The organism is Lentimicrobium sp. L6 (genome assembly GCF_013166655.1).
GTDB lineage: Bacteria > Bacteroidota > Bacteroidia > Bacteroidales > UBA12170 > UBA12170.
On record NZ_JABKCA010000023.1, the window covers coordinates 35277 to 59203 of the forward strand.

Consider the following 23927-nt stretch of genomic DNA (forward strand, 5'->3'; position numbering starts at 1 on the left):
ATTCAGCCTTTTTTTTGCATTTTGTTATCCGTTTTATGACTTCTGAAAAACTCGCTTCAACAAACTAGGTTTCTCTACATCCTTATCATCAGAATAATAACCATAGCCATATCCGTAGCCGTAACCATAGCCATAACCGTATCCGTAGCCGTAACCATAGCCATAACCATAGCCATAAGCATTTCTAGAGAGACGAACATCATTAATCATGATATTTACATTTGGAATGTTCCTTTGCTCTATATCCTTAATGATACTAGCAAATACCTTTTTATGGGTAAAGTTTTGTCGGACGATAAACAATGTAATATCTGTATGCTTCATTAAAAGGAAAGCATCAGTTACTAAACCAACTGGAGGAGTATCAATGATGATATAATCATATATTTCTTTACATCTTTCAAAAAGCTCATCTGTTTTACTTGAAGCAATAAGCTCGGCAGGATTTGGTGGTACGGGACCAGACATAATAATATCAAGATTATCGATAGAAGATTTCTGAACGATATCTTCAAAACTACTTTTATTGATTAAGTAGGAAGAAATTCCCTCTGTATTGGACAAACCAAAATCCTGATAAATCTTTGGCTTCCTCAAGTCAAATCCCATCAATAAGGTCTTCTTTCCATACATGGCATAAATGGAGGCCATATTGATAGAAGAATAGGTTTTACCTGCCCCAACCATATCCGAAGTAATCAATATAGTCTGTTGTTCCTTCCCTTTTGCCATATATTGAAGATTGGTTCTAATCGATCTAAAGGACTCCGCAATGGAAGACTTAGGTGAAGTAGCTACAACAATCTTTGATTCTTTACTGCTATGAATGGTATGACCTATAATGGGGAGTTTAGTCAAACTCTCTACATCTTTTCTTTCAATCACTTTGTCATTCATAAAGTCTTTACCAAGAATATATCCCACCGGAAGAACAACACCTAAAACTAGTGCTATTAAATAGTTAAGTGATTTCTTTGGATAAACAGGGCTCCCTCCAGCACTCTTACGGGCCAGATCTACAATCTCGTTGTCAGGTTGGTTAGAAGCAGCTGTAATTTGAGCTTCTGAGCGCTTCTTTAATAAAAACACATACATGGTATTACTCAATTGAAATTGACGTTCCATGTTAAAAAGAGTTCTCTGAGTTAATGGCAGTTTGTTTACTTCGGTTGCCAATAATTCAATTCTCTCATCGATATCATTAAGTGATATCTGCGACGACTCTACCAAGTTATCAATATTCTCTAGCAATGCTCTTTTCTGACTATTGATTTTAATATCTACTTGAATGACAGCTGGATTAATATCAGTGGCACTATACAATAATTCTGCTCTTTCCTGATATAAATCAATTAAAATTTGCACAAAACTACTAGTAACAGCATCGTTAATTCCTAATGCAGATGGCACAATAATATCATCAATTTTATCCTGATTCTCTATAATGTAGTTTTTAAGACTTTGATAATATTTATCGCTTAATAAAAGCTCAGCTTTTTTCTCTGTAAGAGTGGCCATTTGTTCAAAAACCTGAGTGGTTTGAAAATCCATATTCATCACATCATTCTCGGTTCTGAATATTTGCAGATTATACTCTGCTGAATCGAGGTTAGAACTGATAGATACCAATTGCTCATCAATAAACTCAATAGTTCGCTCAGCAATCTTATTTTTCTTGTTTAACTCCATATCTAAATACACTCTGGTGAGCATATTCAAGAAATCTACCGACTTATCTTTATTACTTCCTTTGAGCTTAACTTCAATAATAGAGGATTCTTTATTGATAGGTTCAATCTCAAATCCTTTATACCTCCCAACTAATCCATCAGTGCTATTGAAAACAAAATACATCTTTTGATTCAAATTCTTTTCAGGATCGAATTTAGGGGTCAATATTAATCTAAATCTATAATATTCTGATTCTATCCATTCTCCAAAACGATGGTTCTCATTAATACTGATGAGCTTTAGATTTTGATCTTCAATTTTTTTATCTGTTGAATAATCATATAAATCCAAATTCTCACCATCACATGCTAATGTAAATTCAGTTAGTGAATTGATATTTATATTAAAATTTAAAGTTAAGGTTTGAATATGATTATTATCAAATTCTACTTTGAAAGGAGCCTCTGTATACAACTCCTTAGAAATAAAATTATCCTCTCCAAATATAGAAACTTCAAAGTCTAACATCTTAATAGTCTGGTGTGAAAGCTTATAAGACTTTAACTTACCTATCTCATTTTCCAGATTTTGCATATTGTTTCTAAAACCTAAACCTAGCAGCGATTGTGCATCACCAGCACTTTTGTCTTCTATCAAAAGTGTAGTAGAAACTTCATAAATAGGCTTAGTATACTTATTAAATAGAAATGCGATAACTAATGCTATAAAGATGGTCACTACAAAGAAATACCAATGACGATAAAACTTAAAAAACAAAGCTTTATAATCTACTGCTTCTTCTTGATAAATATCTTGCGGGTTATAATTTTCGTTCACGATACAGATTTTATTTTACTTGTATGAAAGTTAATAGGACAATAAGTGTGGTAATGGTCGAGAACAATAATGCATATGGAAATGTGGAGAATGCAAATTGTTTTCCTTTTAATGGCTCAATATAAATTACATCATTTGGCTTCAAATAAAAGTAAGGGGATTCTAGAATATCCTCACGAGTTAAATCCAATATATGTAATGCGGTACCATCATCAGTTTTACGCATCAGTTTCACTTCATTTCTATTACCATAATCTGTAATATCTCCAGCTAGAGCCACAGCTTCGAAAATACTGATATTGTCTTGGTAAATTTTATACTCTCCAGGTTTCTTTATCTCACCTACAAAAGTAATGTTAAAGTTAACGAGCTTAACAATAATTGTGGTCTCTTTAAGGTATTCATTAAGTATTCCAGCAATTTTCTCTTGAGTTTGATTTAAGGTCAACCCAATCACATTGATGGGTCCTACAAAAGGAAAAATAATATTTCCTTCCTGATCAACATTATAGCTGTTCAAATAAATACTTGCATCATTATAACCCGAGTTATTATTACTATTACTGCCCATATTATTAAAGAAATCATTTGATTTGGCATCCAAGCTACGAACTTTAACATAGAGGTTATCACCAATTCCTAGATGGTACTCTTGATAAGCAGGGGTAGCAAAAGCAGTCCGATTGGTACTATCTTCATGCGTTGGCTGCATGTATTTTATCTTCTTTTGGGGGATACAGGAACTAAATATAATTAAAATTGCAATTATTTTTAATCCAGTAATGAGGGAATAGTTAATTTTACGTTTCATTCAATACCAATTATAATTTTGTTTTCTTGATGGTTCAGAGCTAGAATAGTGTGGACAGATCCTTTTTCTTAACATGGCAAATTTAGTCAATTTTCCCAAAACTCAAAATTTAATCCATTCAATTTCTAGGATAAAGGCCCCTGGTTTTCTATAATTTTATTTATCTTTATGATCAAATTATTTATCCATGAATAAAAAACGTCAATGCTTAAATTGCGGCTATGAGCTGCAAGGCCGATCCGACCAAAAATACTGCTCCGATTTATGCCGAAACGCCTATAACAATCAGCTAAATAGTGATTCTACCAATTTCATTAGAAATATTAACAATACACTAAGAAGAAACCGGAGGATTCTAGCCAAACTATGCCCCTATTCCAAGTCAAAATCCACCAGAGGACAGATGACCAGCGAAGGGTTTAATTTTCTTTACCATACCAATGTATACTTAACCAAAAAAGGGCAACAATATGTTTTTTGCTACGATTATGGTTATTTAGAATTGAGCCATGAAGAAATCGTCATCGTGAAAAGAAAAGATTACGTGGACTAATGCATACAATAAGGGGACATCAAACTAGTTATCACTTAATAATTCCACTGTTTTCTCATACATTTCATCTTCCTGAAGGTATACGTAGAAATAGGCTTTTTCGCCAAACGCCAACCGAGCCAACTCGGCTTTGTAAGTATTCATCAGCATTTGTTCACTTTTCTCTATATTTTCTTGTTTGCCTTCAATGTCTTGCGATTTTGCTATGGCTACAATATTTTTATATACTGAAGACGGTAATACAAATTCTTTAGCAAAAGCTTCCATATTTTCAAAAGCATCTATTTGCATTCTGTGCTCATTATAAAAATCTATTGCATTTTCCACCACAATACTATTTCTAATCACTCTATTATAGAAATAATAATTAAAAATGGTGTCAAATGGAATTTCTACATCTGGCATGATGCCACCTCCTCCATAAACCACTTTACCCTGAGGAGTCACATATTTGGTAGTATCTTGCACTATTAAACTATCTGACTTGTCCACATCGAGCATTCTGTGATAATGGTCGGCATAATAAGCTTCAGAGCCTTTGTCATAGGGTCTTTGTATACTTCTTCCTGTAGGAGTATAATACCGAGCTACTGTTAATCTTAATGCAGAACCATCCTCAAAATCCATTTGTTCCTGAACTAATCCTTTACCAAAGGAACGCCTTCCAACAATAGTTCCTCTGTCGTTATCTTGTATGGCTCCAGCTACAATTTCGGAGGCTGAAGCTGAATTATCATCGATAAGAATAAATAAAGCGCCCTCCTCAAAAGCGCCATTCTTATCAGCTAAGTATCTTTTTTCAGGACGGTTCTTTCCCTTGGTATAAACTATTAATGATTCATCCTCGAGGAAAGTATCTGACATGGCAATGGCTGCTCTTAAATAACCACCACTATTCCCACGTAAATCTAGAATCAAAGCTTCCATTCCTAATTTCAATAAGTCGGCCATGGCTTCATCAAACTCCTCAATGGTGGTAGCTGAAAACTTGCTTATCTTTATATATCCCAAACTATCATTGACCATAAAAGATGCATCAAGACTATAAGTAGGGATTTTATCGCGAATAATGGTAAATGGCAGCAGCGTATCGATATGACTTCTATGAACAAACAAGTCAACTTCGCTTCCTCGTGGACCTTTTAGTCTTTTAATCACATCATCAGAATTCATCTTTTGACCAGCGATAGTATCCCCATCAGCTATCACTATTTTATCACCAGCTTTAATTCCTGCTTTTAAGGATGGACCACCCTCCAAAGGGAGCATCACAGTTAAACTATCTCTGATCATTCGGAATTGAATTCCAATCCCATCAAAATTTCCTAATAAAGGATCCACCACATAGTGATAGTTCTCAGGAGTGATATAGGAGGAGTGAGGATCTAACTCTTTGATCAACTCATTTATGGCTTGTTTTTCCATATCAGCCAAATCAACACTATCCACATAATCGTGTTCTATATAATTCAGAATACGATCTACTTTTGTTGCTGCTCCTCCATAGCTATTGCTTCCTTCACTTAAAAAATGCCTTCCAACAGACATCCCTACCACAAACACTAAAGCTATTATTATCGGAGTATAAACTTTATTCCACCAGGTTGTATTCATACTATTAACAGTATTTTTAAGACTTTTAGCCGTCAAAAGTAAAAGATATTTTTAGAAAAGTTATCTTTGCAGCGAAAATTTTAACCATAAAAATTTGATAAATAATGACTAAGAAAGCCATACTAATCATAATGGATGGATGGGGACAAGGCAAGAAAGACAAAGCCGACGCCATCTACCAGTCGAATACCAGCTTTACAAAAAGCTTATTTAACAACCCAAATGTAGCTCAAGCGCTACTCCATACTGATGGTGAACACGTAGGTTTACCAGATGGCCAAATGGGAAATTCAGAGGTAGGTCACCTCAATATTGGTTCTGGAAGAATCGTATTCCAAGATTTGGTAAGAATCAATAATGCCATAAAAGACAAAAGCATCGAGCAGAATGAAGAAATCACCAAAGCCATAGCTTATGCCAAAGAAAATGGAAAGAAGATGCATTTTATTGGATTGGTTTCTGATGGTGGTGTTCATGCTGCGAGTGCTCATTTAGTAAAATTATGCCAAATGGCTGATGATGCTGGTTTGAAAGATGTTTTTGTTCATGCCTTAACAGATGGAAGAGATACCGATCCAAGAAGTGGTTTAGGCTTTATTAAAGAACTTGATGCCAATATTAAAGATACATCAGCTCAAATCGCTAGCGTTTGTGGTAGATATTATACTATGGACCGTGATAAAAGGTGGGATAGAGTTAAGCTAGGATACGATCTTTTGGTTCATGGAAAAGGCCAAGCTTTCCAATCTGCTGAGGAGGTTATGAAAGCTGCTTATGCCGAAGATAAAACAGATGAGTTTGTAAATCCAGCGGTGATAGTTGACGAGAACAAGGAGCCTTTGACAAAGATAGAAGCTGATGATGTGGTTTTCTGTTTCAATTTCAGAACGGATAGATTAAGAGAAATCACTACTGTTTTAAGTCAAGAAGACATGCCAGAAGAAGGCATGACCAAGCTTCCACTTTATTATGTGACCATGACTCGTTATGATGAGAAATTCAAAAATGTTCACATTGCCTTTGATAAAGACGACTTAAAAATGACTTTAGGTGAAGTAATCAGTAAAGCTGGAAAAAGTCAAATCCGAATTGCAGAAACAGAAAAATATGCCCATGTTACTTTTTTCATGTCTGGTGGTAGAGAAGCAGAGTTTGAAGGCGAAAAGAGGATTTTAATTCCATCACCTAAAGTAGCTACCTACGATTTAAAACCCAGCATGAGTGCTTATGAAGTGACCGATGCAATTGTTAAAGAATTGAATCAAAACCAACCAGATTTGGTTATTTTAAATTTTGCAAATTCTGATATGGTAGGTCACACCGGTATCTATGAAGCCATTAAAGAAGCTGTAGAAACAGTAGACAAATGCGTTCAAAAAGTAACAGAAACTGCGCGAGAACTAGATTATTCTGTTATGATTACTGCAGATCATGGAAATTCTGATCATGCTATTAATGCTGATGGAAGTCCTAATACAGCACATTCCATGAATCCTGTTCCTGTTTTCCTTATGGATGGAACACATAAAGAATTAAAAGATGGAAAGCTGGCTGATTTAGCTCCTACCCTATTAACATTAATGGGTTTAGATATTCCTGAAGAAATGACAGGAGAAGTATTAGTATAAATACTTTAAATTTAAAACAAATAAAAAAACCTTAGCGATTTGCTAAGGTTTTTTAGGTTAAGTTAATCTAACTTTTTGTTTGCCCTCATTTACTTCAACAAAGAACTCGTGAAGTAAAACGGTTGTTTGTCTCTCATTGGCACACTCTGGGCAATAATCCAGGGTTTGGTTGAATTCAGCTCCACAAATGGAACAAGAGTAGTGCTTCCGATAGATGCGTAATTCGGGATTGTCTTTTTTAAGAGTTCTGAAGGCCACTAAGCCTCCAATAACCACTACTAATACGATGCTAATTAATATTATCATGATATCTATTTTTAAGTTGTTGGGACAATTGTTGATTTCAAGACCACATATTTACCTTGCTTTAAACATAAAGGACAAGAATCATGGTTTTCGTCGAAACTAAAACCACACTCCGGACATTCATGCTGCACAATGTGATACAGAATTAATTTTTGGGAATTCACAACAACTAACAATCCAGCAATTGGAGTCAACAATAAACTTATGATGAGACTACTTAGAAACCCGATGGTCCTATGTTTTCCCCAAAAAGCTATTGCTATTGACAACACAAAATATATAATGACTCCAAATATCATGAGGCAAAAGTATGAAAGCAAAAGAGACCATATGGAGGATATGAATATTAGTAAGCACCTAATTAGCGTTTAGGGCTTTTCATCGAAATTACGTTTCTTTGTAAAGCAGAATAAACAGCTCCCTACCCAAACGAGGCTTAATAGAATTGTGACAAAGCTCCATGGTTTTAATATGAAAAGAAGGCTGAAAAAGCTTTAAATACTCTTCTTGATTACCACCATAAGGAGGACCAGAAAAGGTAAACTCATGATTAAAAAGCAAACCCACCAATTTGCCACCATCCATTAATAAGCAAGCTACTTGTTCCACGTATTTTCCTCGTTGACTAGGCTCAAAACTAGAAAAGAAAGTTTGCTCTACGATGATATCATACTTGGATTCGTGTTTAAAGAAATCTCCTTCTATGATTTGCTCTTCTGGAAAATTGGGAACACGCTCCCGAAATAAGGTCAAAGCTTTATGACTAAAATCTAGAAGAAATACATTTTGAAAACCTAGTTTCCATAATTGCTCTACTTCCCATGCATAACCTCCTCCAGGTATCAAAATCCGAAGTGATTTATCTTTAACAGAAGCAAAATATTTCATTATTGGTGGCGAAGCATATCCCATATCCCAGCCAGTGGCTTGGTTGATATATTGTTGATTCCAATATTCGGCTCTATCCTTCATCTATCCAAAAAATAAATAGGCGATGAATATGGCCGCAATAACTCCTGCTAAATCTGCAATTAATCCAGCAGTAATGGCATATCTGGTATTTTTCACCGCCACAGAACCAAAATAAACAGCAATAATATAAAAGGTAGTATCTGTTGCTCCTTGCATGGTAGAACTCAATCGACCCGCAAAGGAATCAACCCCGTAAGTATTCATGGTTTCTAACATCACCCCTCTAGCTCCACTGCCAGATAATGGCTTCATAAAAGCTGTGGGTAAAGCGGGTACAAAATCGGTGTTTAAACCTACCAACTGCACTAAATAGGCTATTCCATCAATTAAATAATCCATGGCGCCACTCACTCTAAAAACGCCAATAGCCACTAAAATCGCTACGAGAAATGGAATGATTTTTATAGCAATTCCAAAACCTTCTTTAGCGCCTTCAATAAAGGTATCGTAGATATGAATCTTCTTTCTTAGCCCTAATACAATAAAAGATATGATTAAGGAAAACAATATTACATTGGCTGCAACAGAGGAATACACGGAAACTTTTTCTTGGGGCAAGACAGAGAACAAATAGATAATACCCGCAATAAATAAGGAAAGCCCACCCATATAGGCTATGATGACCTTATTGAAAAGGTTGATTTTTTGATATAAACTCACAGCAATAATTCCAGCCATGGTACTGAAGAAGGTAGAAAGCAATATGGGTAGAAAAATATCAGATGGATCTGCAGCTCCTAATTGAGCTCGATACACCATCACGCTAATTGGAATCAAGGTTAATCCAGAGGTATTCAATACCAAAAACATAATCATGGAATTGGAGGCTATATCTTTCTTGGGATTTAATTCTTGAAGCTGTGTCATGGCTTTTAAACCCATGGGAGTAGCCGCATTATCTAAACCCAGCATATTAGCCGCCAGATTCATCATGATACTTCCATTTACAGGGTGATCGGCAGGGATATCTGGAAAGAGTTTTCTAAAAAACGGCCCCACTATCTTACTTAAAATAGCCACCATTCCTCCTTTTTCGCCTACCTTCATTAGGCCTAACCATAACGTCATGACTCCTGTTAAGCCTAAACTGATTTCGAAACCCGTTTTGGCATTAACGAAAGTGCTATTCATCAAAGCTGGGAATATTTCTGTATCGCCAAAGAATATCAGGCGCACCAGAGCTATCACAAAAGCGCAAAGAAAAAAGAATACCCAAATATAATTAAGAGCCATAAAAATGAGTTTGACTTATTCTTGGGAAAGGGCTTCTTCCAACTCGTCTGTCATTTCTAAGTTATGATAAACATTAGACACATCATCGTCCTCCTCAAAAATCTCAATAATTTTCAATACTTTTTTGGCTGATTCTACATCTAATTTTTCTGTGGTGACAGGGATTCTCTGTAATTCTGCCGATTCTGGTTCAATATTGAGCTCCTCTAGTTTTTTCATCATAGAACCAAAGTCTTCCATGGCTGTAGTAATGGTTATATGTTGCTCTTCTACTTCTATATCTTCGGCACCAGCATCAATAAATTCCAATTCCAAATCATCCATATTTAAATCCCCAAGCTCCAGACTAAAGAATCCTTTTCTATCGAAAATAAAGCTTAAAGACCCGTTTTTTCCTAAGCTTCCACTGTACTTATTGAATACCGCTCGAACATTAGCAACTGTTCTTTGGGTATTATCAGTAGTACATTCTAGGAAAACAGCAATTCCATGAGGAGCGTATCCTTCATAAGTGAGCTCTTCATAGTTATTAGAATCTTTATCATCTCCTTTTTTAATCGCTCTTAGGATATTATCCTTGGGCATACTCACACCTTTGGCATTGGTAATGGCCAAACGAAGCTTAGGATTAGAATCAGGATCATTACCACCCTCTTTTACTGCGATAGTGATATCTTTAACAATTTTACTAAACATTTTAGAGCGCTTAGCATCTGCTGCTCCTTTTTTGCGTTTAATGGTTGACCATTTACTATGTCCTGACATATTTCTATTTTTTTATTGAATGGGTAAAATTACGAAAATTCGTGGCTTATTTTAGTGAAGCATTAGACTTAAAAACCAAATTTCAGAAACCAACATCCCAAGGTCTTGATTTTGATAAATATACACTATCTTTGAACCGAAACAGTTCGCTATGAAAAATATACTTCTAAATATCAGTATTGCTTTTCTCCTTTCCTGTGGCTTTTCCGCTCAAGGCCAAGATGACAATTACCTTTTGATGGTTATAGACGTGCAAGAATTTGAGAATGTGAAGGAGGAAATTCCAACAGAAGTTTATCAAGACTTTTTAAAAGAGGTTAATGGAGTGATTGAGTCATTCGAGAAAGAAAAAGTAATCTATATTAGAGATTTGTCTTTGGTACTTTCTCTATCTTTTAAAGGAAAATCCATTGACACCGTGAGCTTCCCAAATTTCGAACCTGACTTAAAAATAGTAAATGAGCATGTTTTTATAAAAACAGAAGGTGACTCTTTCACAGCGGATGGATTAGAGGAATATCTATTAAAATTCCCCGATCATAAAATTGTAGTCATTGGACTTATTGCAGATGGCTGTATATTTATCACTTTAAAATCTGGAGTTAAACACGATTATGATATGTATATGATACCAGAAGCCATACTCGCCAGATCCGAAATAAGTAAAGAAAAGTATTTCAGGAAGTATAAAAAGATGGGTGTGAAAATATATAAAAAATAATACAATGATAAAAAGCCTAAACAATTGGCAGAAAAGATTTTACGGAGCTATGATTGTCACTATTCTAGGAATAGCATTTTCAACTATCATGACTGATGCACCTCAATCAATAGGTACTGTATTTATAGCCATTGGTGGATTATTGTTTATCTCTGGCATGAATTTGAAAAACAAATCGGAACAAGAAAAAGAACAATAATTCAATGAATACTAAACACTCCCATATCATTCTATATGATGGAGTATGCAAATTATGTCATGCATCGGTCAACTTTATTATCCACAGAGATTCTAAAGCGATTTTCAGATTCCAAGCTTTGCAAGATTTTAAAAACTTTGAATTATTAGAAAGTCAGATTCAAAAGCCCATCCCCGATTCTATCCTATATATTCAGGAAGGGAAAATTTTCACCAAATCAACAGCAGCTTTAAAAATATGTAAAAATCTGGATGGTTTATGGCCTGTTTTCTATGTGTTTATTATGCTACCAAAACCCATCAGAGACTATATTTATGATCTCATTGCCAAATACCGATATTCTTGGTTTGGAAAGTATAATACTTGTATGATTCCCGATGAAAATTTAATTGATAGATTTATATAAAATGATGAATTAGAGAACTATCTTTGGCGCCATGAAAATCAGCTTAAAACTGAGTGGCCTTAGCCCCGCCGAAAGATATACTTTCAGGCTTCACCTTATCTATTCTATTTTAGAAGGCATAGTCTTGGGTGTATTGGCCCTCAACGAATTCGTTTTCCTGAAGAGTTTAAAAGGTAGCAATATGCAATTGGGAATTCTTTTCCAATTTAGCATGGTGGTATTTATTGGATTGATTTTTATTAATGAACTCATCAGGAGAACCAAAAACAAAGCCAAGATGTTGAGAATAACAGCCATTCTCACTCGACTACCCCTCGTCCTTCTCTTTTTCTTTCCTCGCAGCGAAGCGGCACTAGATGGGGATTCTATTTATCACCTGATTTTCTTGGCCATATTCTTAGCCTATTACCTGGCGGCTCCTATAATCTATCCCACTATCAATCAATTTCTTAAAAACACTTATAGCCACAAAAACTTTGGGCGGCTTTTTTCCAATGCCACCTCTATAAATAAAATTGTGATGCTAGTGGTCACTTTTGCCTATGGTTTATGGCTCGATATTGATCCTTATGCTTTCACTTGGATTTATCCAATTATTGCCATTATAGGAATTGCTTCGGTACATCTACTATCGAAAATTCCATACACCGACAAGGATGTCATCATTAAAAAGCCCTTTAATGTAGCCGTAAAGGATAGTATTAAAAGAATGACAAATTTAGTAGTTACCAACAAACCCTATCTGCATTTCGAATTAGGATTTATGCTTTATGGCTTTGCTTTTATGTCCACCGTTGCTGTAGTTACCATCTACTACGATGAGGTTTTACATTTGAATTATTCTTCAGTGGCCTTCTATAAAAACTCATACAACATATTGGCTATTATGATATTGCCATTTTTTGGAAAACTCTTAGGCAAGATAGATCCCAGAAAATTTGCTGTCATCACTTTTAGTAGTATGTTATTGTATATTCTAGCTTTAGCATTAACCCAATACTTTCCAGCAAATATAAACCTTTGGAATATCAAAATCTATTATATGATGCTGGCTTACATTCTGTTTCACAGCATTTTTGCAGCTACCATGTCTTTGCTTTGGTTTATAGGTTCAGCCTATTTCGGAAAAGACAAAGATGCTGGTGATTTACAAGCTGTCCACCTATCACTTACTGGGATTAGAGCGGCCTTTGCCCCTCTTGTGGGTATTATCTTTTATCAATTATTTGGATATACTATTACTTTTGGCATTGCTATTCTTTGCCTTTTAATTGCGGTTCTATTGATGATATGGTCTTATCGTAGACGAAAAATTGGCTAACTTTTTATTTGTCATTTTCATGACTCCTTCGAGAAACATTGTGGAATAATAAATTTCAAAACAAAAAATGTATTTTTGCCCTAATATTATAAATTTATTGGAGAATAATGTCGGACTGGCAAGAAAGAACTGCTCTGCTTTTAGGAGCAGAAAAAATAAAGAAATTACATGATAGTCATGTATTGATTGTTGGACTCGGAGGAGTTGGAGCCTATGCTGCTGAGCAAATAGTGCGTGCAGGGGTTGGACAAGTGACCATAGTAGATGGCGACGCTGTTTCTGAAAGCAATAGAAACCGACAGATGGCCGCTTTAGTAAGTACTTTAGATCAATCTAAAGCTAAAATCATGGAACAAAGGCTACTGGATATCAATCCGGATTTAAAAATCACCACCATAAACGAATACATTAAAGATGAGCGGATGGAAGAACTCCTCGACCATCCCTATGATTATGTGGTAGATGCCATAGATACCTTATCTCCTAAGATATTTCTACTTTACCACTGTCTACAAAAAGAGTTGAAAGTCGCTAGTTCAATGGGTGCTGGTGGAAAGGTAGACCCCAGCCAAGTTCAGATAGCTGATATCTCCAAATCATATAATGATAAATTGGCTAGAATCCTTAGAAAAAGGCTCCATAGATTGGGCGTTTATGAAGGAATAAAAGTGGTTTTTTCTCCTGAAGTAGTAGACGAATCGGCAGTCATTCTCACCGAAGGCGAACAAAACAAGAAGACTACAGTAGGAACCATTAGTTATATGCCTGCCATCTTTGGTAATTTCTTGTCGAGCATAGTCATTCGAGATTTAATGAATTCGAAATGAAAAAAGCAGGCTTCGGAAATATAAATGGGCAAAAAATCTATTATGAGCTTTTTCAAAAATCAGAGGAGGCAGAATATCTAGTTTTTCTGCATGAAGGATTAGGTTCGGTGGCACAATGGAAGAATTTGCCAGAAGAGTTTTCTGAATTAACAAGCATGAACGTGTTGGTATACGATCGCAGTGGGTATGGAAAATCATCACCAGTTCCTCAGAATTATCCCTATGATTATGTTCGCTATGAGGCCCAAACTATTTTACCTAAACTGCTCGAACAACTAAAGATTGAGACTTGTCACCTTTTCGGTCACTCGGATGGTGCTACCATCGCCCTATTATTTGCTGCCTACCATCCTCAAAAATGCTTAAGTGTGATATCTGAAGCCGCTCATGTGATTATTGAAAACATGAGCGTAGAAGGAATTCGGAAAATCAGAGCTATTTATCAAGATAAAATCCGAAAACCCCTACAAAAACATCATGGAGATAAAACCGATTGGGTTTTCTATCATTGGTCTGATACTTGGATAGATCCAGCATTCAAATCTTGGAACATGAATATTGAGCTGAAGCAAATAAAATGTCCTGTTTTAGCCATTCAAGGAGAAGATGATGAATATGGAAGTCCTGAACAATTGAAGATTATTAGGGATTTATCTTCTGCCGAGACCCATCTTATTCCCAGCTGTGGCCATATCCCTCATTTTCAAAAACCTAGTGAAATCAAGAAGCTGGTAATGGATTTTTTTAAAAAAACTTATGAATCAAACGCTAGTTTGTGATTAAATTCTAAATTTGCTCAAAACACAAAAAAATGAGGACAATATTTCTATTTTCTTTTTTCCTTATCCTTACAGTATCAATAAGAGCAAGCATTATTCAAGTTTCTGGAAATGTTTCCGGAACATGGAATGCGGACACCGTTCAAGTCATTGATGATATACTAATACCTAACAATCAAATCCTTACCATCAACCCTGGTGTAAAGGTCATTTTTGATGGCTATTATTTTTTTAATATTTCAGGACAGATACAGGCCAATGGATTAGCAAATGATTCCATCTCCTTTTTTGTTTCGGATACTACAGGCCTATATAATCTTGAAACTAATGAGGGCTCATGGGCTGGCTTTTGGTTTGAGCAAATTAGCCCAAACAACGATTCATCTACTTTTGAATTCTGCAAATTTAATTATGGGAAAGCAGTATCAACAGATTCTGTTTATTGGTATGGAGGTGCGGTCCGCATTAATAAATCTGACCGAATCCGGTTTTCAAACTGCTCATTCTCAAACAATATCGCCTATAAAAACGGAGGTGCCATCTATTGCAGAGATTCCGATATCAAAATAGAACATTGTATGTTTCTCGATAATGCAGGTGGCACATCTATTGAATGGGGTTACGGTGGTGCCGTTTGCCTCGAATATTCTAATGCAATAGTTTGCCGAAACTATTTTGCAAAAAATTCATCCACAGGCACCGGAGGTGGTTTATCATTTGAATATTCAGACCCAGATATTGAGGCCAATATTTTTTATAATAATTTCAGTGCCATTGGTGGAGGCTTATGTTGTATTCGATCAAAAGCAGGCAAAGCTGTTGTAAACAACCTTTTTGATCATAATGGCTCCACCTTTTTTGGGGGTGCCCTTGCATTTTTAGAAGCCCATACGCTTTTCACAAATAATACTGTAGTAAATAATAGTTCCATTTATGGTGGAGGTTTTCATATTAATGCGGGAGCCAATCCCATTATCAAGAACTGCATTATATGGAATAATACCATCAGCAGCGAAGAAGGTCCACAAGTCTGTGTGTATGATGTATATTCAGCTCCCGAATTTTATTATAATAATATAGAAGGTGGTTTTGAAGATTTTACGGGTTCTGGTGTTGGAAATGGCCTGATCATATACGATAATAATATTGACCTTGACCCTCAGTTTGTGGGAACAGGTGATTTTCCTTTCAGCCCCCATGGAGATTCCCCCTCTGTGAATACAGGAACTCCAGACACCACTGGACTTTTGCTTCCACATACGGATTTAGCAGGCCAATTAAGGATTCAGGAAGACCAGATTGACATGGGCTGCTATGAAAACCAAGGGAATTCGGGAATCCAAAGTGGAACCATTAATAAATTGGAACTATCAGTTTCTCCGAATCCCATTACTGATCATTCAATAATCAATTTGAATATTCTGGAACAAACTGAGTTAGAATTTACCATAACAGATAGTCAAGGTAAAGAAATAGTTCGAATCCCAATGCAAGATTACAGCCAAGGTAAACACCAAATTTCGCTACCCATCATTAAACTAAATTCAGGTTTATATTTTTTGAAAGCTCTGGAAAAGAATTCAAATAGAATAAAGGTTTCAAAGTTAATGGCTCATTAAGAATCTTTTATATGCACAGATCGGTAGATATAGGTGAGCTTCAAACTCTCCTGTCACTATCAGGGGTCAATACTTCAGTACTAATAACATGAAATAATCACCCATTGGCTATTTCTAAAAAGGATGATTCCAACTAGAAACCACCCTTTTATTTTATCTCAAAATGATATTCTATTGCTTAGTTGCAACGGTAGTTGCTATTCCTTCAATGGGGAAATTAACACCTAAATATTCTCCTTGACCAGTAATAATCATTTTATAATTAAATACACTCCCCGATAAGGTCCCTGCTGTATTTGCAGTAAGCTGAATGGTCACTCCATCTTGCACCTGCTCTGTGGTCATCGGATCAAAGGTAACGCTAGTACCACTTATAACACCTCTAACGGCCTCTGTTTCATCAACCATTAAAATTTCATTAGTATTGTTTCCTTTCTTTATCTGAAAACTTATATCACCATTTAGAGGCTGTGTAGAAGTTTGCCCCGCCATGGTCAATGTAATTGAACCATTAGTCTCTCCTACATAAGTACCTATCCATTGGTCACGTTGGTCAACTGGAGTAACTTCCTCATCCTTTTTACATGAGCTTATAAATACACCCAAGAAGGCAACAATAATCAAAAAATGTAATTTTCTTTTCATTTGATAAATCTTTTAGATTGATATTGAATAATAATGGCGAAATTACAATTTTATTTGCCTATGGCTTAAAAAGGTTAATTAAATGAATAAGCGTTTGACTGTATTTATTAAACGTGCGCTACTATTGATTAAAAGCATATTTCAAATTTGATAAATCAGAATTAAATCTCTCTTTTTTCTCCTAGATTAATGATATGCTTAGAAAAATAACCACATTAAATTCAACTATCAAATTATTACGGAATACAAATAGAATATATAAACTCAAAGGAGCCCATAAGAATTAAGTCCCCGTATATCATGCAAAAATCTCAAGAGATTAGAAACAAAAAGAATAAATCGTAGATTTGTCCCCCTAATACAAACAATATGTCTGCATATTTAGAATCAAATTATAGAAAAATCACTACTCACGTTTTAAATGAAATGAAACATAGAGGAGAGAAAATTTCAATGCTTACTGCCTACGATTATTCCATGGCTACACTTTTAGACTCTGCTGGAATAGACGTTATTTTGGTAGGCGATTCGGCCTCCAATGTAATGGCTGGTCACAAAACTACACTGCCAATCACATTAGACCAGATGATTTATCATGCATCGAGTGTAATGCGCGGCGTACAAAGAGCCTTGGTGGTGGTGGATATGCCATTTGGTACCTACCAAGGAAATAGTAAAGAAGCGCTGCTCTCTGCTATTAAAATCATGAAAGAAAGTGGTGGAAATGCTATTAAAATGGAAGGTGGTCAAGAGATTTTAGAATCTGTCAACCGTATTCTATCTGCTGGAATTCCAGTAATGGGGCATTTGGGTTTAACTCCACAGTCCATACATAAATTTGGAACTTATGTAGTAAGAGCCAAAGAAGAGGAGGAAGCACAGCAACTTCTCGATGATGCTAAGAAACTAGAAGAAGCAGGATGTTTTGCTTTGGTACTGGAGAAAATTCCAGCCTCGTTGGCAGCCAAAGTTCAGAAAATGGTAAAAATTCCTGTTATAGGTATTGGCGCCGGACATGAAGTCGATGGACAAGTACTTGTATTACACGACATGTTGGGTATTACTCAAAAGTTCTCTCCTCGTTTCTTACGTCGTTACCATAATTTAAGTGAGGAAATTCAAGGCTCTGTAAAAGCTTATATTAATGATGTGAAGACTGGTGAATTTCCAAACGAGAGAGAGCAGTATTAAAAGGGCTAGTACTTGGAGTACTTAGAGATAAAAGTATTTAAAGTTAAATATAGAAAATACTGGGTCACTGAGTCTATCTGGCAACGAAGCTAGGCAGGTTTGTCGAAGTGACCAAAAAATAAGGCCCATATACCTTCGGCTCCGCTCAGGGTACATAATGAAGAAAAAATAGAATAAAACTATAATTAAATATCATGAGAAATATAAAACATTTTACAATCATTATTTTGGCTTTAGTGCTGGCTTTTCCTGCCATAGCCAAGAAAAAAGACAAAGAAGAGGATAAAAAAGACGCTTATGTTTTTACGGCGGTAAAAGACATTCCTACTACCTCTATTAAAAACCAATACCGTTCTGGTACTTGCTGGAGCTTCAGCGGTTTAAGCTTTTTAGAAACTGAATTAATCAGAACAGGCAAAGGTAAGGTTGACCTTTCCGAAATGTTCGTAGTACGCAATGCTTATAGCCAAAAAGCAATTAACACGGTACGTTGGCATGGGAACTTAAACTTTGGTGGCGGTGGAGCTTTTCACGATGTGACTTGGGTTTTCGAAAACTATGGTGCTGTTCCTGAAATAGCCTATGCTGGATTAGAATATGGTGAAGAAAAACACGTTCATGGTGAAATGGATGCTCTTTTAGACGGTTACGTAAAAACAGTAATTGAAAACAAGAACAAAAAAGTAAGCACAGCTTGGCATGCTGGTTTTGATGGAATCTTAGATGCTTATTTAGGTGAAGTTCCTGAAACTTTCGAAGTAGAAGGTGTGGAATATACTCCTAAATCTTATGCCGAATATTTAGATTTAGACATGAGTGATTATGTTGAAATCGGTTCTTATACTCATCATCCATTTTATAGCAGCTTTATCCTAGAGGTTCCAGACAATTGGATGTTAGACGAAATTCATAATGTACCTATGGAAGATATGATGACTATCATTGAAAATGCCATTATGAATGGATATTCAGTAGCTTGGGGAGCCGATGTAAGTGAAAAAGGATTTAGCTGGAAAAATGGTGTAGCTATTGTTCCTGATGCCGACAAGCCAGAAATCGCAGGTATGGAAAGCGAAAAATGGGAAAAGATGGACGCTAAGGAAAAAAACAAAATGCTTTATAGCTTTGATGAACCAGTTTCTGAAAAAACTATCACTCAAGAAATGCGTCAAGAGCAGTATGATAACTATAAAACTACTGACGATCATGGTATGTTATTAACGGGGATTTCTAAAGACCAAAACGGACAATTATTCTTCAAAGTCAAGAATAGCTGGAGCGAAAAAGGAAGTCCTTATGTAGGATACTTCTATGCTTCTAAGCCATTTGTTGCTTTAAAGACTATCGATGTATTGGTACATAAAGATGCTATTCCACAGGAATTAAAAGATAAAATGGGAATTAAATAGTATTTGATTTCTACATTTGAGTTTTAGGGTTTCACTTTTTAGTGGAGCCCTTTTTTTATTGACAAGATGCCTGAGTAAATAACAATCATCACACACTACTGATATACTGATGCTTACGAAGATTAAATAGAATGGAAATAATTTCATATGAATTAGATATCATGTTAAAGAAAACTGTACTCTTGCAAAAATATTTCACAAGTAGAATTATAATTAATAACTCAAACTAGCAGCATACTATCATGGACTTTGCAGACCTATTTAATTCGGACATTTTTATTTATGTCATCTTACCCATATTGATATTTTTATCACGAATTTTTGATCAATCTGTTGGTATACTTAGAATTATCTTCGCCACCAAAGGATTAAAATACCCAGCTTTTTTTGCAGGGTTTATGGAGTCATTAATCTGGCTGATTGCTATTGGTCAAATCATGAATCACTTAGATAATGCCCTATGCTATTTAGCCTATGCTGGCGGATTTGCAACAGGAAATGTAGTTGGAATTTACTTAGAGCAAAAGCTATCTATAGGATACGTTATGGTAAGAGTCATCTTTCAGAAAGACTCAGAAACCACTATCTCCTTATTACGGGAAGCAGACTATCGACTGACCATAAGCGATGCAGAAGGTATGGATCAGCCAGTTAAAGTAGTATTCAGTACAATCATGCGAAACCGCTTGAAAGTTTTTCTAAAAATCTTAAACCAGAACAATCCTAATGCTTTTTATACCATAGAAGATGTGAAGATGGTAAAACAAGGATATTCTTTAAAGAAGGAAAGCTTTTTTCGCCGTAACCAGAAGGGTAAATAAAAAACTATCATATATTCTTGATGAACAAATGGTTCAATTATATGATGAAAAAGCGAATCACGATCAGTAGTTACAAAATAAATTTTATTAAACTAATTATTATTAAAATTACCTATAATTTCAGTGTGATTACCCAACCACTTTACCGCAAAAATCTATTGATTCTCTGTTCTTCTAGCGTGTGTTTTTAGTAAATATTGAGCAACATCACCTTCATGATAACCTGTTATTAATTGTTCAACAGAACCACCATTATTCAAATTTTCACAGTATTCATATGTGCAATTAGAAGATTTTGAAGAAATTACTTCCGTCTCATACATCTGAAAATAATTAATATTAAAATCAAGCAAAATCAAGAATACATAAAATGCCAAGGCCAATAGATGTCCTAACCAATAAAACGTAGTAGCTATTTGGGATTTAGTTTACATAATTTAATATTAATGCTCGAGATAAAGGTAATAATAAATTACCGTTTACGGCCCTTCTAAAATCTTTCTGGTCACGAGCTACCTAAATCATAATTTTTGAGAATCTGACAAAAAAATACAGACCTATCTCATTTTACTCTAATTTTGGTTCTTCATAATAAAACCCAAAATCTCAAAGTATGAATGATAGTATTTTCAAAGAGCTAGAGGAAAAAACAGATCAAGAGCTCATTTCCTTACTTAAGCAAGGAAATTTAAAGGAATTCGAATCTATTCTTTTTACTATTACCATCCTCAAGCAAAAAAAATACAATAAAGAAAAACTGGAGAAGGCTAAAAATAAAATCCTCGATCAATTAGATGAAAAAGTATTGGAGTTTACAAGCCTAGAAAAAGAATATATTAAAAAGAAAAAGGATACAAAATCAAGTTTTATCTATGCCATTGGGATTATGGTCATCTCATCCATGATTTATATTCAAAATCAAAATGGATTAATCCTTAAAAAACAACCTCCTCTTTTTCTATACATCACAATTTCAGCTCTGTTCATAGCTTTTTTCATCTACAAGCTAATGGATTTCCAAAAGAGTAAAGAAGCTTTTCATCAATTAGATTTTAATAGAAAAGCAGAGCTAGAAAAACAAATTGAACTTTTGGAGAAAGAATAATCTTAGGACCTTATAATTAGTGTTCATCACTAAGCAAAAACTATTATTTTTGTCAAAAATTTAAAACAATGATTCAAATCAAAATACTTCCTTTCAATCCTTTTCAGTGTAATTGTTATGTGCTTTGGGACGAGACCAAAGAGGCCATCATCGTAGATCCTTCTTTTAGTTCAGAACAAGAATACCAAGTGATAGCTAGACTTCTACAAAGTGAAGGATTAACGCTTAAAGGTGTTTATAATACCCATTGTCATTTTGACCATTGTTTTGGAGCTCCATTTTTGAAGGAACATCATCAGATGGATTATGCAGCGCATAAAGACGGCATCCAATTTACTGAAAACGCGGCCAAACAAGCTGCTGTTTATGGAATGCAAATTGCAGAAATACTCCCTCCTCAAATTTTTATTGATGAAGGAGAAAGCATTAAATTCGGGAATAGTGAATTAGAAATCCTCAATACACCAGGCCATGCCGATGGTAGTCTTTGCTTTGTGAGTCATAGCGATAAATTCGTCATCACTGGAGATGTTCTTTTTAGAGAAAGCATTGGTCGCACCGATTTGCCCACCGGTGATTTAGATGTGCTTTTGGCGAGCATAAATAATAAGCTATTCCAATTACCTGGCGATTTTGTAGTTTATCCTGGTCATGGCCCACAGTCGAGTATTGCTCATGAACAAGCTAATAATCCATTTCTTCATTTTGGAGAGGTGCATTAGAAAGAAGGTCTTAAAGTATATTAAAGTACTTAAAGTTAAAAGTTGCGGGATAAAAGATCAAAGGCCTTCGGAGATAATATTAGAAGTACTTAAGAAAACTAGTTAAGGTTAGAAGATGAATTCCAAAGAGGTTAAATTCATGCAAAAAGAGAAGTACTTAGAGTACTTAAAGTGTATTAAAGTACTTAAAGTTAAAACCAATTTCTAGGAATCTATTCCTGATGTGCAATTTATTTCACGCAAAGAAATCGCAAAGATAAATCGCAAAGAACGCAAAAGAGTTTGGAGTAGAAGGTATGAAACAGCAAGAAAACAATCTACTTGAACCTCCTGTTAGATTTCAAAAATATCATTATCTTTAAAATAAAAACACATGATAAAGATAGACGATGCCCTTATTTCTCAATACTCGACCAAGGCCAAAACTTCTCAAAGACGAAGAATGAATTATAATTTCCATAAAGAAGATGCTGCTACTTTGCAGAGGATGCTCAATGCCATGGAACCAGACACCTATATCCAAGCCCATAAACATGAAGATCCGGATAAGGTGGAGGCATTTTTTGTTTTACGAGGAAGAATTGTTTTAATTGAGTTCGATGAGAGGGGAAACATCATAGATCATATCGTACTAGATCCCAAAAAAGGAAATTATGGAGGAGAAATCCCAATTGGTTCCTGGCATACACTCATCTGTTTGGAAGAAGGTTCGGTAGCCTACGAGATAAAAGATGGTCCCTACGATCCTAGCGTAGATAAAAACTTCGCCACATGGGCTCCTGCTGAAGGGGATGATGATTGCCAAGAATATAATCGGCGATTGCTTGATAAACTTGGTCTTTAAAAAAATAAAAGGAACGCTAATTTCTGCTAATCGCACGCTAATTATCGCTGCTTGTATTTTAAAATGATGTGAAATATGGAATATCATTAGATATTTATTAACCCATATCATGACTTGATTAATACTTTGCCTATAATCCTCATTTAAATAAATATCCGTAATTTTACCTGAAAATAGTCTCATGCATCAACTCATCCTTCCAGAAGAAAGCTACCTGATAAGTGGAGCATTCTTTGCAGTATATAATGAACTTGGCCCAGGGTTTCTAGAATCCGTTTATCAAGAAGCACTTGCACTTGAGTTTACTGAACTTAATATCCCATTTAAGGAACAATTGGGGATGAATATCATTTATAAAAACAAAATATTGAATAAAAAGTTCTACGCTGACTTCTTATGCTTTGAAGATATCATTATCGAAATTAAGGCAGTAGAAAAAACAAGCAAAGAACATGAATCTCAAATTCTAAACTATCTAAAAGCTACTAACAAACCGCTTGGTTTACTTGTGAATTTTGGAAGTCCAAAAATATCCATCAAAAGATTTGCGAACACATTGAGAATGTAACAAATAAAGCATCTACCAATTTATTAATGCGAACCAGCAAGCTCTATTCGCGAAAATCAGCATTCGCCTTCTCAACAATCAATACAAATTAGCGGAAATTAGCGCTCCACTACATAACAATCAAAATTCAATTCAAATTAGCGGAAATTAGCGTTCCACTACATATCAATCAAAATCCAATTTAAATTAGCGGAAATTAGCGTTCCACTACATAACAATCAAAATCCAATTCAAATTAGCAGAAATTAGCGTTCCTCTACACAACAATCAAAATTCAATTCAAATTAGCGGAAATTAGCGTTCCCCTACACAACAATCAAAATTCAATTCAAATTAGCGGAAATTAGCGTTCCCCTACAC

At 35.2% G+C, this 23927-nt stretch carries 25 protein-coding genes; 16 read left to right on the top strand and 9 right to left on the bottom strand.

Going from position 1 to position 23927, the window contains the following annotated elements; translation table 11 throughout:
• Window positions 1–33: 33 nt before the first annotated feature.
• The gene (locus HNS38_RS21075; RefSeq protein ID WP_172346240.1) at window positions 34–2508 is read right to left on the bottom strand and encodes a tyrosine-protein kinase; all 2475 of its coding nucleotides are present in this window, start codon (window positions 2506–2508) and stop codon (window positions 34–36) included.
• A gap of 10 nt (window positions 2509–2518) precedes the next feature.
• Window positions 2519–3319 carry a polysaccharide biosynthesis/export family protein gene (locus HNS38_RS07730; RefSeq protein ID WP_172346241.1) on the bottom strand — a complete coding sequence of 267 codons (801 nt, stop codon included), beginning with the start codon at window positions 3317–3319 and terminating at the stop codon, window positions 2519–2521.
• Between the two features lie 187 nt (window positions 3320–3506).
• Between HNS38_RS07730 and HNS38_RS07735 the strand changes: the two genes are divergently transcribed.
• Window positions 3507–3872, top strand: a complete 366-nt coding sequence (locus HNS38_RS07735; protein ID WP_172276430.1) for a hypothetical protein — start codon at window positions 3507–3509, stop codon at window positions 3870–3872.
• Between the two features lie 24 nt (window positions 3873–3896).
• Here HNS38_RS07735 and HNS38_RS07740 read toward each other — a convergent pair whose 3' ends face one another.
• Window positions 3897–5486, bottom strand: coding sequence for a S41 family peptidase (locus HNS38_RS07740; RefSeq protein WP_172276432.1), 1590 nt, complete (start codon window positions 5484–5486; stop codon window positions 3897–3899).
• A 104-nt stretch (window positions 5487–5590) separates the two neighbouring features.
• Here HNS38_RS07740 and gpmI point away from each other — a divergent pair, with 104 nt between their 5' ends.
• A complete protein-coding gene (gene gpmI, locus HNS38_RS07745) occupies window positions 5591–7114 on the top strand; it encodes a 2,3-bisphosphoglycerate-independent phosphoglycerate mutase (RefSeq protein ID WP_172276434.1) in 1524 nt (507 codons plus the stop codon).
• 57 nt (window positions 7115–7171) lie between these two features.
• On the opposite strand, the gene HNS38_RS07750 is transcribed toward gpmI, so the two are convergent.
• The 4 genes from HNS38_RS07750 to HNS38_RS07765 form a co-directional block, all read right to left on the bottom strand.
• On the bottom strand, window positions 7172–7420 hold the full coding sequence (locus tag HNS38_RS07750; RefSeq protein WP_172276436.1) for a hypothetical protein: 249 nt from the start codon (window positions 7418–7420) through the stop codon (window positions 7172–7174).
• Between the two features lie 387 nt (window positions 7421–7807).
• Window positions 7808–8392, bottom strand: coding sequence for an SAM-dependent methyltransferase (locus HNS38_RS07755; protein ID WP_172346242.1), 585 nt, complete (start codon window positions 8390–8392; stop codon window positions 7808–7810).
• A complete protein-coding gene (locus HNS38_RS07760; protein ID WP_172346243.1) occupies window positions 8393–9625 on the bottom strand; it encodes a nucleoside recognition domain-containing protein in 1233 nt (410 codons plus the stop codon).
• A gap of 15 nt (window positions 9626–9640) precedes the next feature.
• On the bottom strand, window positions 9641–10390 hold the full coding sequence (locus HNS38_RS07765; RefSeq protein ID WP_172276442.1) for a YebC/PmpR family DNA-binding transcriptional regulator: 750 nt from the start codon (window positions 10388–10390) through the stop codon (window positions 9641–9643).
• A 151-nt stretch (window positions 10391–10541) separates the two neighbouring features.
• Between HNS38_RS07765 and HNS38_RS07770 the strand changes: the two genes are divergently transcribed.
• From HNS38_RS07770 to HNS38_RS07800, 7 genes are all read left to right on the top strand, one after another.
• Complete coding sequence (locus HNS38_RS07770; protein WP_172276444.1) at window positions 10542–11111, top strand: isochorismatase family protein; 570 nt, start codon at window positions 10542–10544, stop codon at window positions 11109–11111.
• A 4-nt stretch (window positions 11112–11115) separates the two neighbouring features.
• Window positions 11116–11310 carry a hypothetical protein gene (locus tag HNS38_RS07775; RefSeq protein ID WP_172276446.1) on the top strand — a complete coding sequence of 65 codons (195 nt, stop codon included), beginning with the start codon at window positions 11116–11118 and terminating at the stop codon, window positions 11308–11310.
• A gap of 4 nt (window positions 11311–11314) precedes the next feature.
• Window positions 11315–11716, top strand: a complete 402-nt coding sequence (locus tag HNS38_RS07780; RefSeq protein WP_172346244.1) for a thiol-disulfide oxidoreductase DCC family protein — start codon at window positions 11315–11317, stop codon at window positions 11714–11716.
• Window positions 11717–11747: 31 nt separating this feature from the next.
• A complete protein-coding gene (locus tag HNS38_RS07785) occupies window positions 11748–13037 on the top strand; it encodes an MFS transporter (RefSeq protein WP_172276450.1) in 1290 nt (429 codons plus the stop codon).
• Between the two features lie 107 nt (window positions 13038–13144).
• Entirely contained in the window at window positions 13145–13864 is a 720-nt protein-coding gene (locus tag HNS38_RS07790; RefSeq protein ID WP_216663663.1) for a ThiF family adenylyltransferase, read from the top strand.
• A complete protein-coding gene (locus HNS38_RS07795; protein WP_172346245.1) occupies window positions 13861–14643 on the top strand; it encodes an alpha/beta fold hydrolase in 783 nt (260 codons plus the stop codon). Before HNS38_RS07790 ends, HNS38_RS07795 begins: the two co-directional genes overlap by 4 nt.
• A 32-nt stretch (window positions 14644–14675) precedes the next feature.
• Window positions 14676–16262 carry a T9SS type A sorting domain-containing protein gene (locus HNS38_RS07800; RefSeq protein WP_172346246.1) on the top strand — a complete coding sequence of 529 codons (1587 nt, stop codon included), beginning with the start codon at window positions 14676–14678 and terminating at the stop codon, window positions 16260–16262.
• 171 nt (window positions 16263–16433) lie between these two features.
• Here HNS38_RS07800 and HNS38_RS07805 read toward each other — a convergent pair whose 3' ends face one another.
• The gene (locus HNS38_RS07805; RefSeq protein WP_172346247.1) at window positions 16434–16907 is read right to left on the bottom strand and encodes a hypothetical protein; all 474 of its coding nucleotides are present in this window, start codon (window positions 16905–16907) and stop codon (window positions 16434–16436) included.
• 369 nt (window positions 16908–17276) lie between these two features.
• Here HNS38_RS07805 and panB point away from each other — a divergent pair, with 369 nt between their 5' ends.
• From panB to HNS38_RS07820, 3 genes are all read left to right on the top strand, one after another.
• Entirely contained in the window at window positions 17277–18098 is an 822-nt protein-coding gene (panB, locus tag HNS38_RS07810; protein ID WP_172276455.1) for a 3-methyl-2-oxobutanoate hydroxymethyltransferase, read from the top strand.
• A 194-nt stretch (window positions 18099–18292) separates the two neighbouring features.
• Complete coding sequence (locus HNS38_RS07815) at window positions 18293–19507, top strand: aminopeptidase C (RefSeq protein ID WP_172276456.1); 1215 nt, start codon at window positions 18293–18295, stop codon at window positions 19505–19507.
• Window positions 19508–19749: 242 nt separating this feature from the next.
• Window positions 19750–20328 carry a DUF2179 domain-containing protein gene (locus HNS38_RS07820; protein ID WP_172346248.1) on the top strand — a complete coding sequence of 193 codons (579 nt, stop codon included), beginning with the start codon at window positions 19750–19752 and terminating at the stop codon, window positions 20326–20328.
• A gap of 155 nt (window positions 20329–20483) precedes the next feature.
• Here HNS38_RS07820 and HNS38_RS07825 read toward each other — a convergent pair whose 3' ends face one another.
• Entirely contained in the window at window positions 20484–20651 is a 168-nt protein-coding gene (locus HNS38_RS07825) for a hypothetical protein (RefSeq protein WP_172276458.1), read from the bottom strand.
• 290 nt (window positions 20652–20941) lie between these two features.
• On the opposite strand from HNS38_RS07825, the gene HNS38_RS07830 reads away from it, so the two are divergent.
• The 4 genes from HNS38_RS07830 to HNS38_RS07845 all read left to right on the top strand — a co-directional run bounded on the left by HNS38_RS07830 (window position 20942) and on the right by HNS38_RS07845 (window position 23567).
• On the top strand, window positions 20942–21433 hold the full coding sequence (locus HNS38_RS07830) for a hypothetical protein (RefSeq protein ID WP_172276459.1): 492 nt from the start codon (window positions 20942–20944) through the stop codon (window positions 21431–21433).
• A gap of 68 nt (window positions 21434–21501) precedes the next feature.
• Window positions 21502–22155, top strand: a complete 654-nt coding sequence (locus HNS38_RS07835) for an MBL fold metallo-hydrolase (RefSeq protein ID WP_172346249.1) — start codon at window positions 21502–21504, stop codon at window positions 22153–22155.
• Window positions 22156–22528: 373 nt separating this feature from the next.
• Window positions 22529–22999 (top strand): WbuC family cupin fold metalloprotein, encoded by a 471-nt coding sequence (locus HNS38_RS07840; RefSeq protein WP_172276461.1) that lies wholly within the window; start codon window positions 22529–22531, stop codon window positions 22997–22999.
• Between the two features lie 181 nt (window positions 23000–23180).
• Window positions 23181–23567, top strand: coding sequence for a GxxExxY protein (locus HNS38_RS07845; RefSeq protein WP_172276463.1), 387 nt, complete (start codon window positions 23181–23183; stop codon window positions 23565–23567).
• The last annotated feature ends 360 nt before the right edge of the window (window positions 23568–23927 follow it).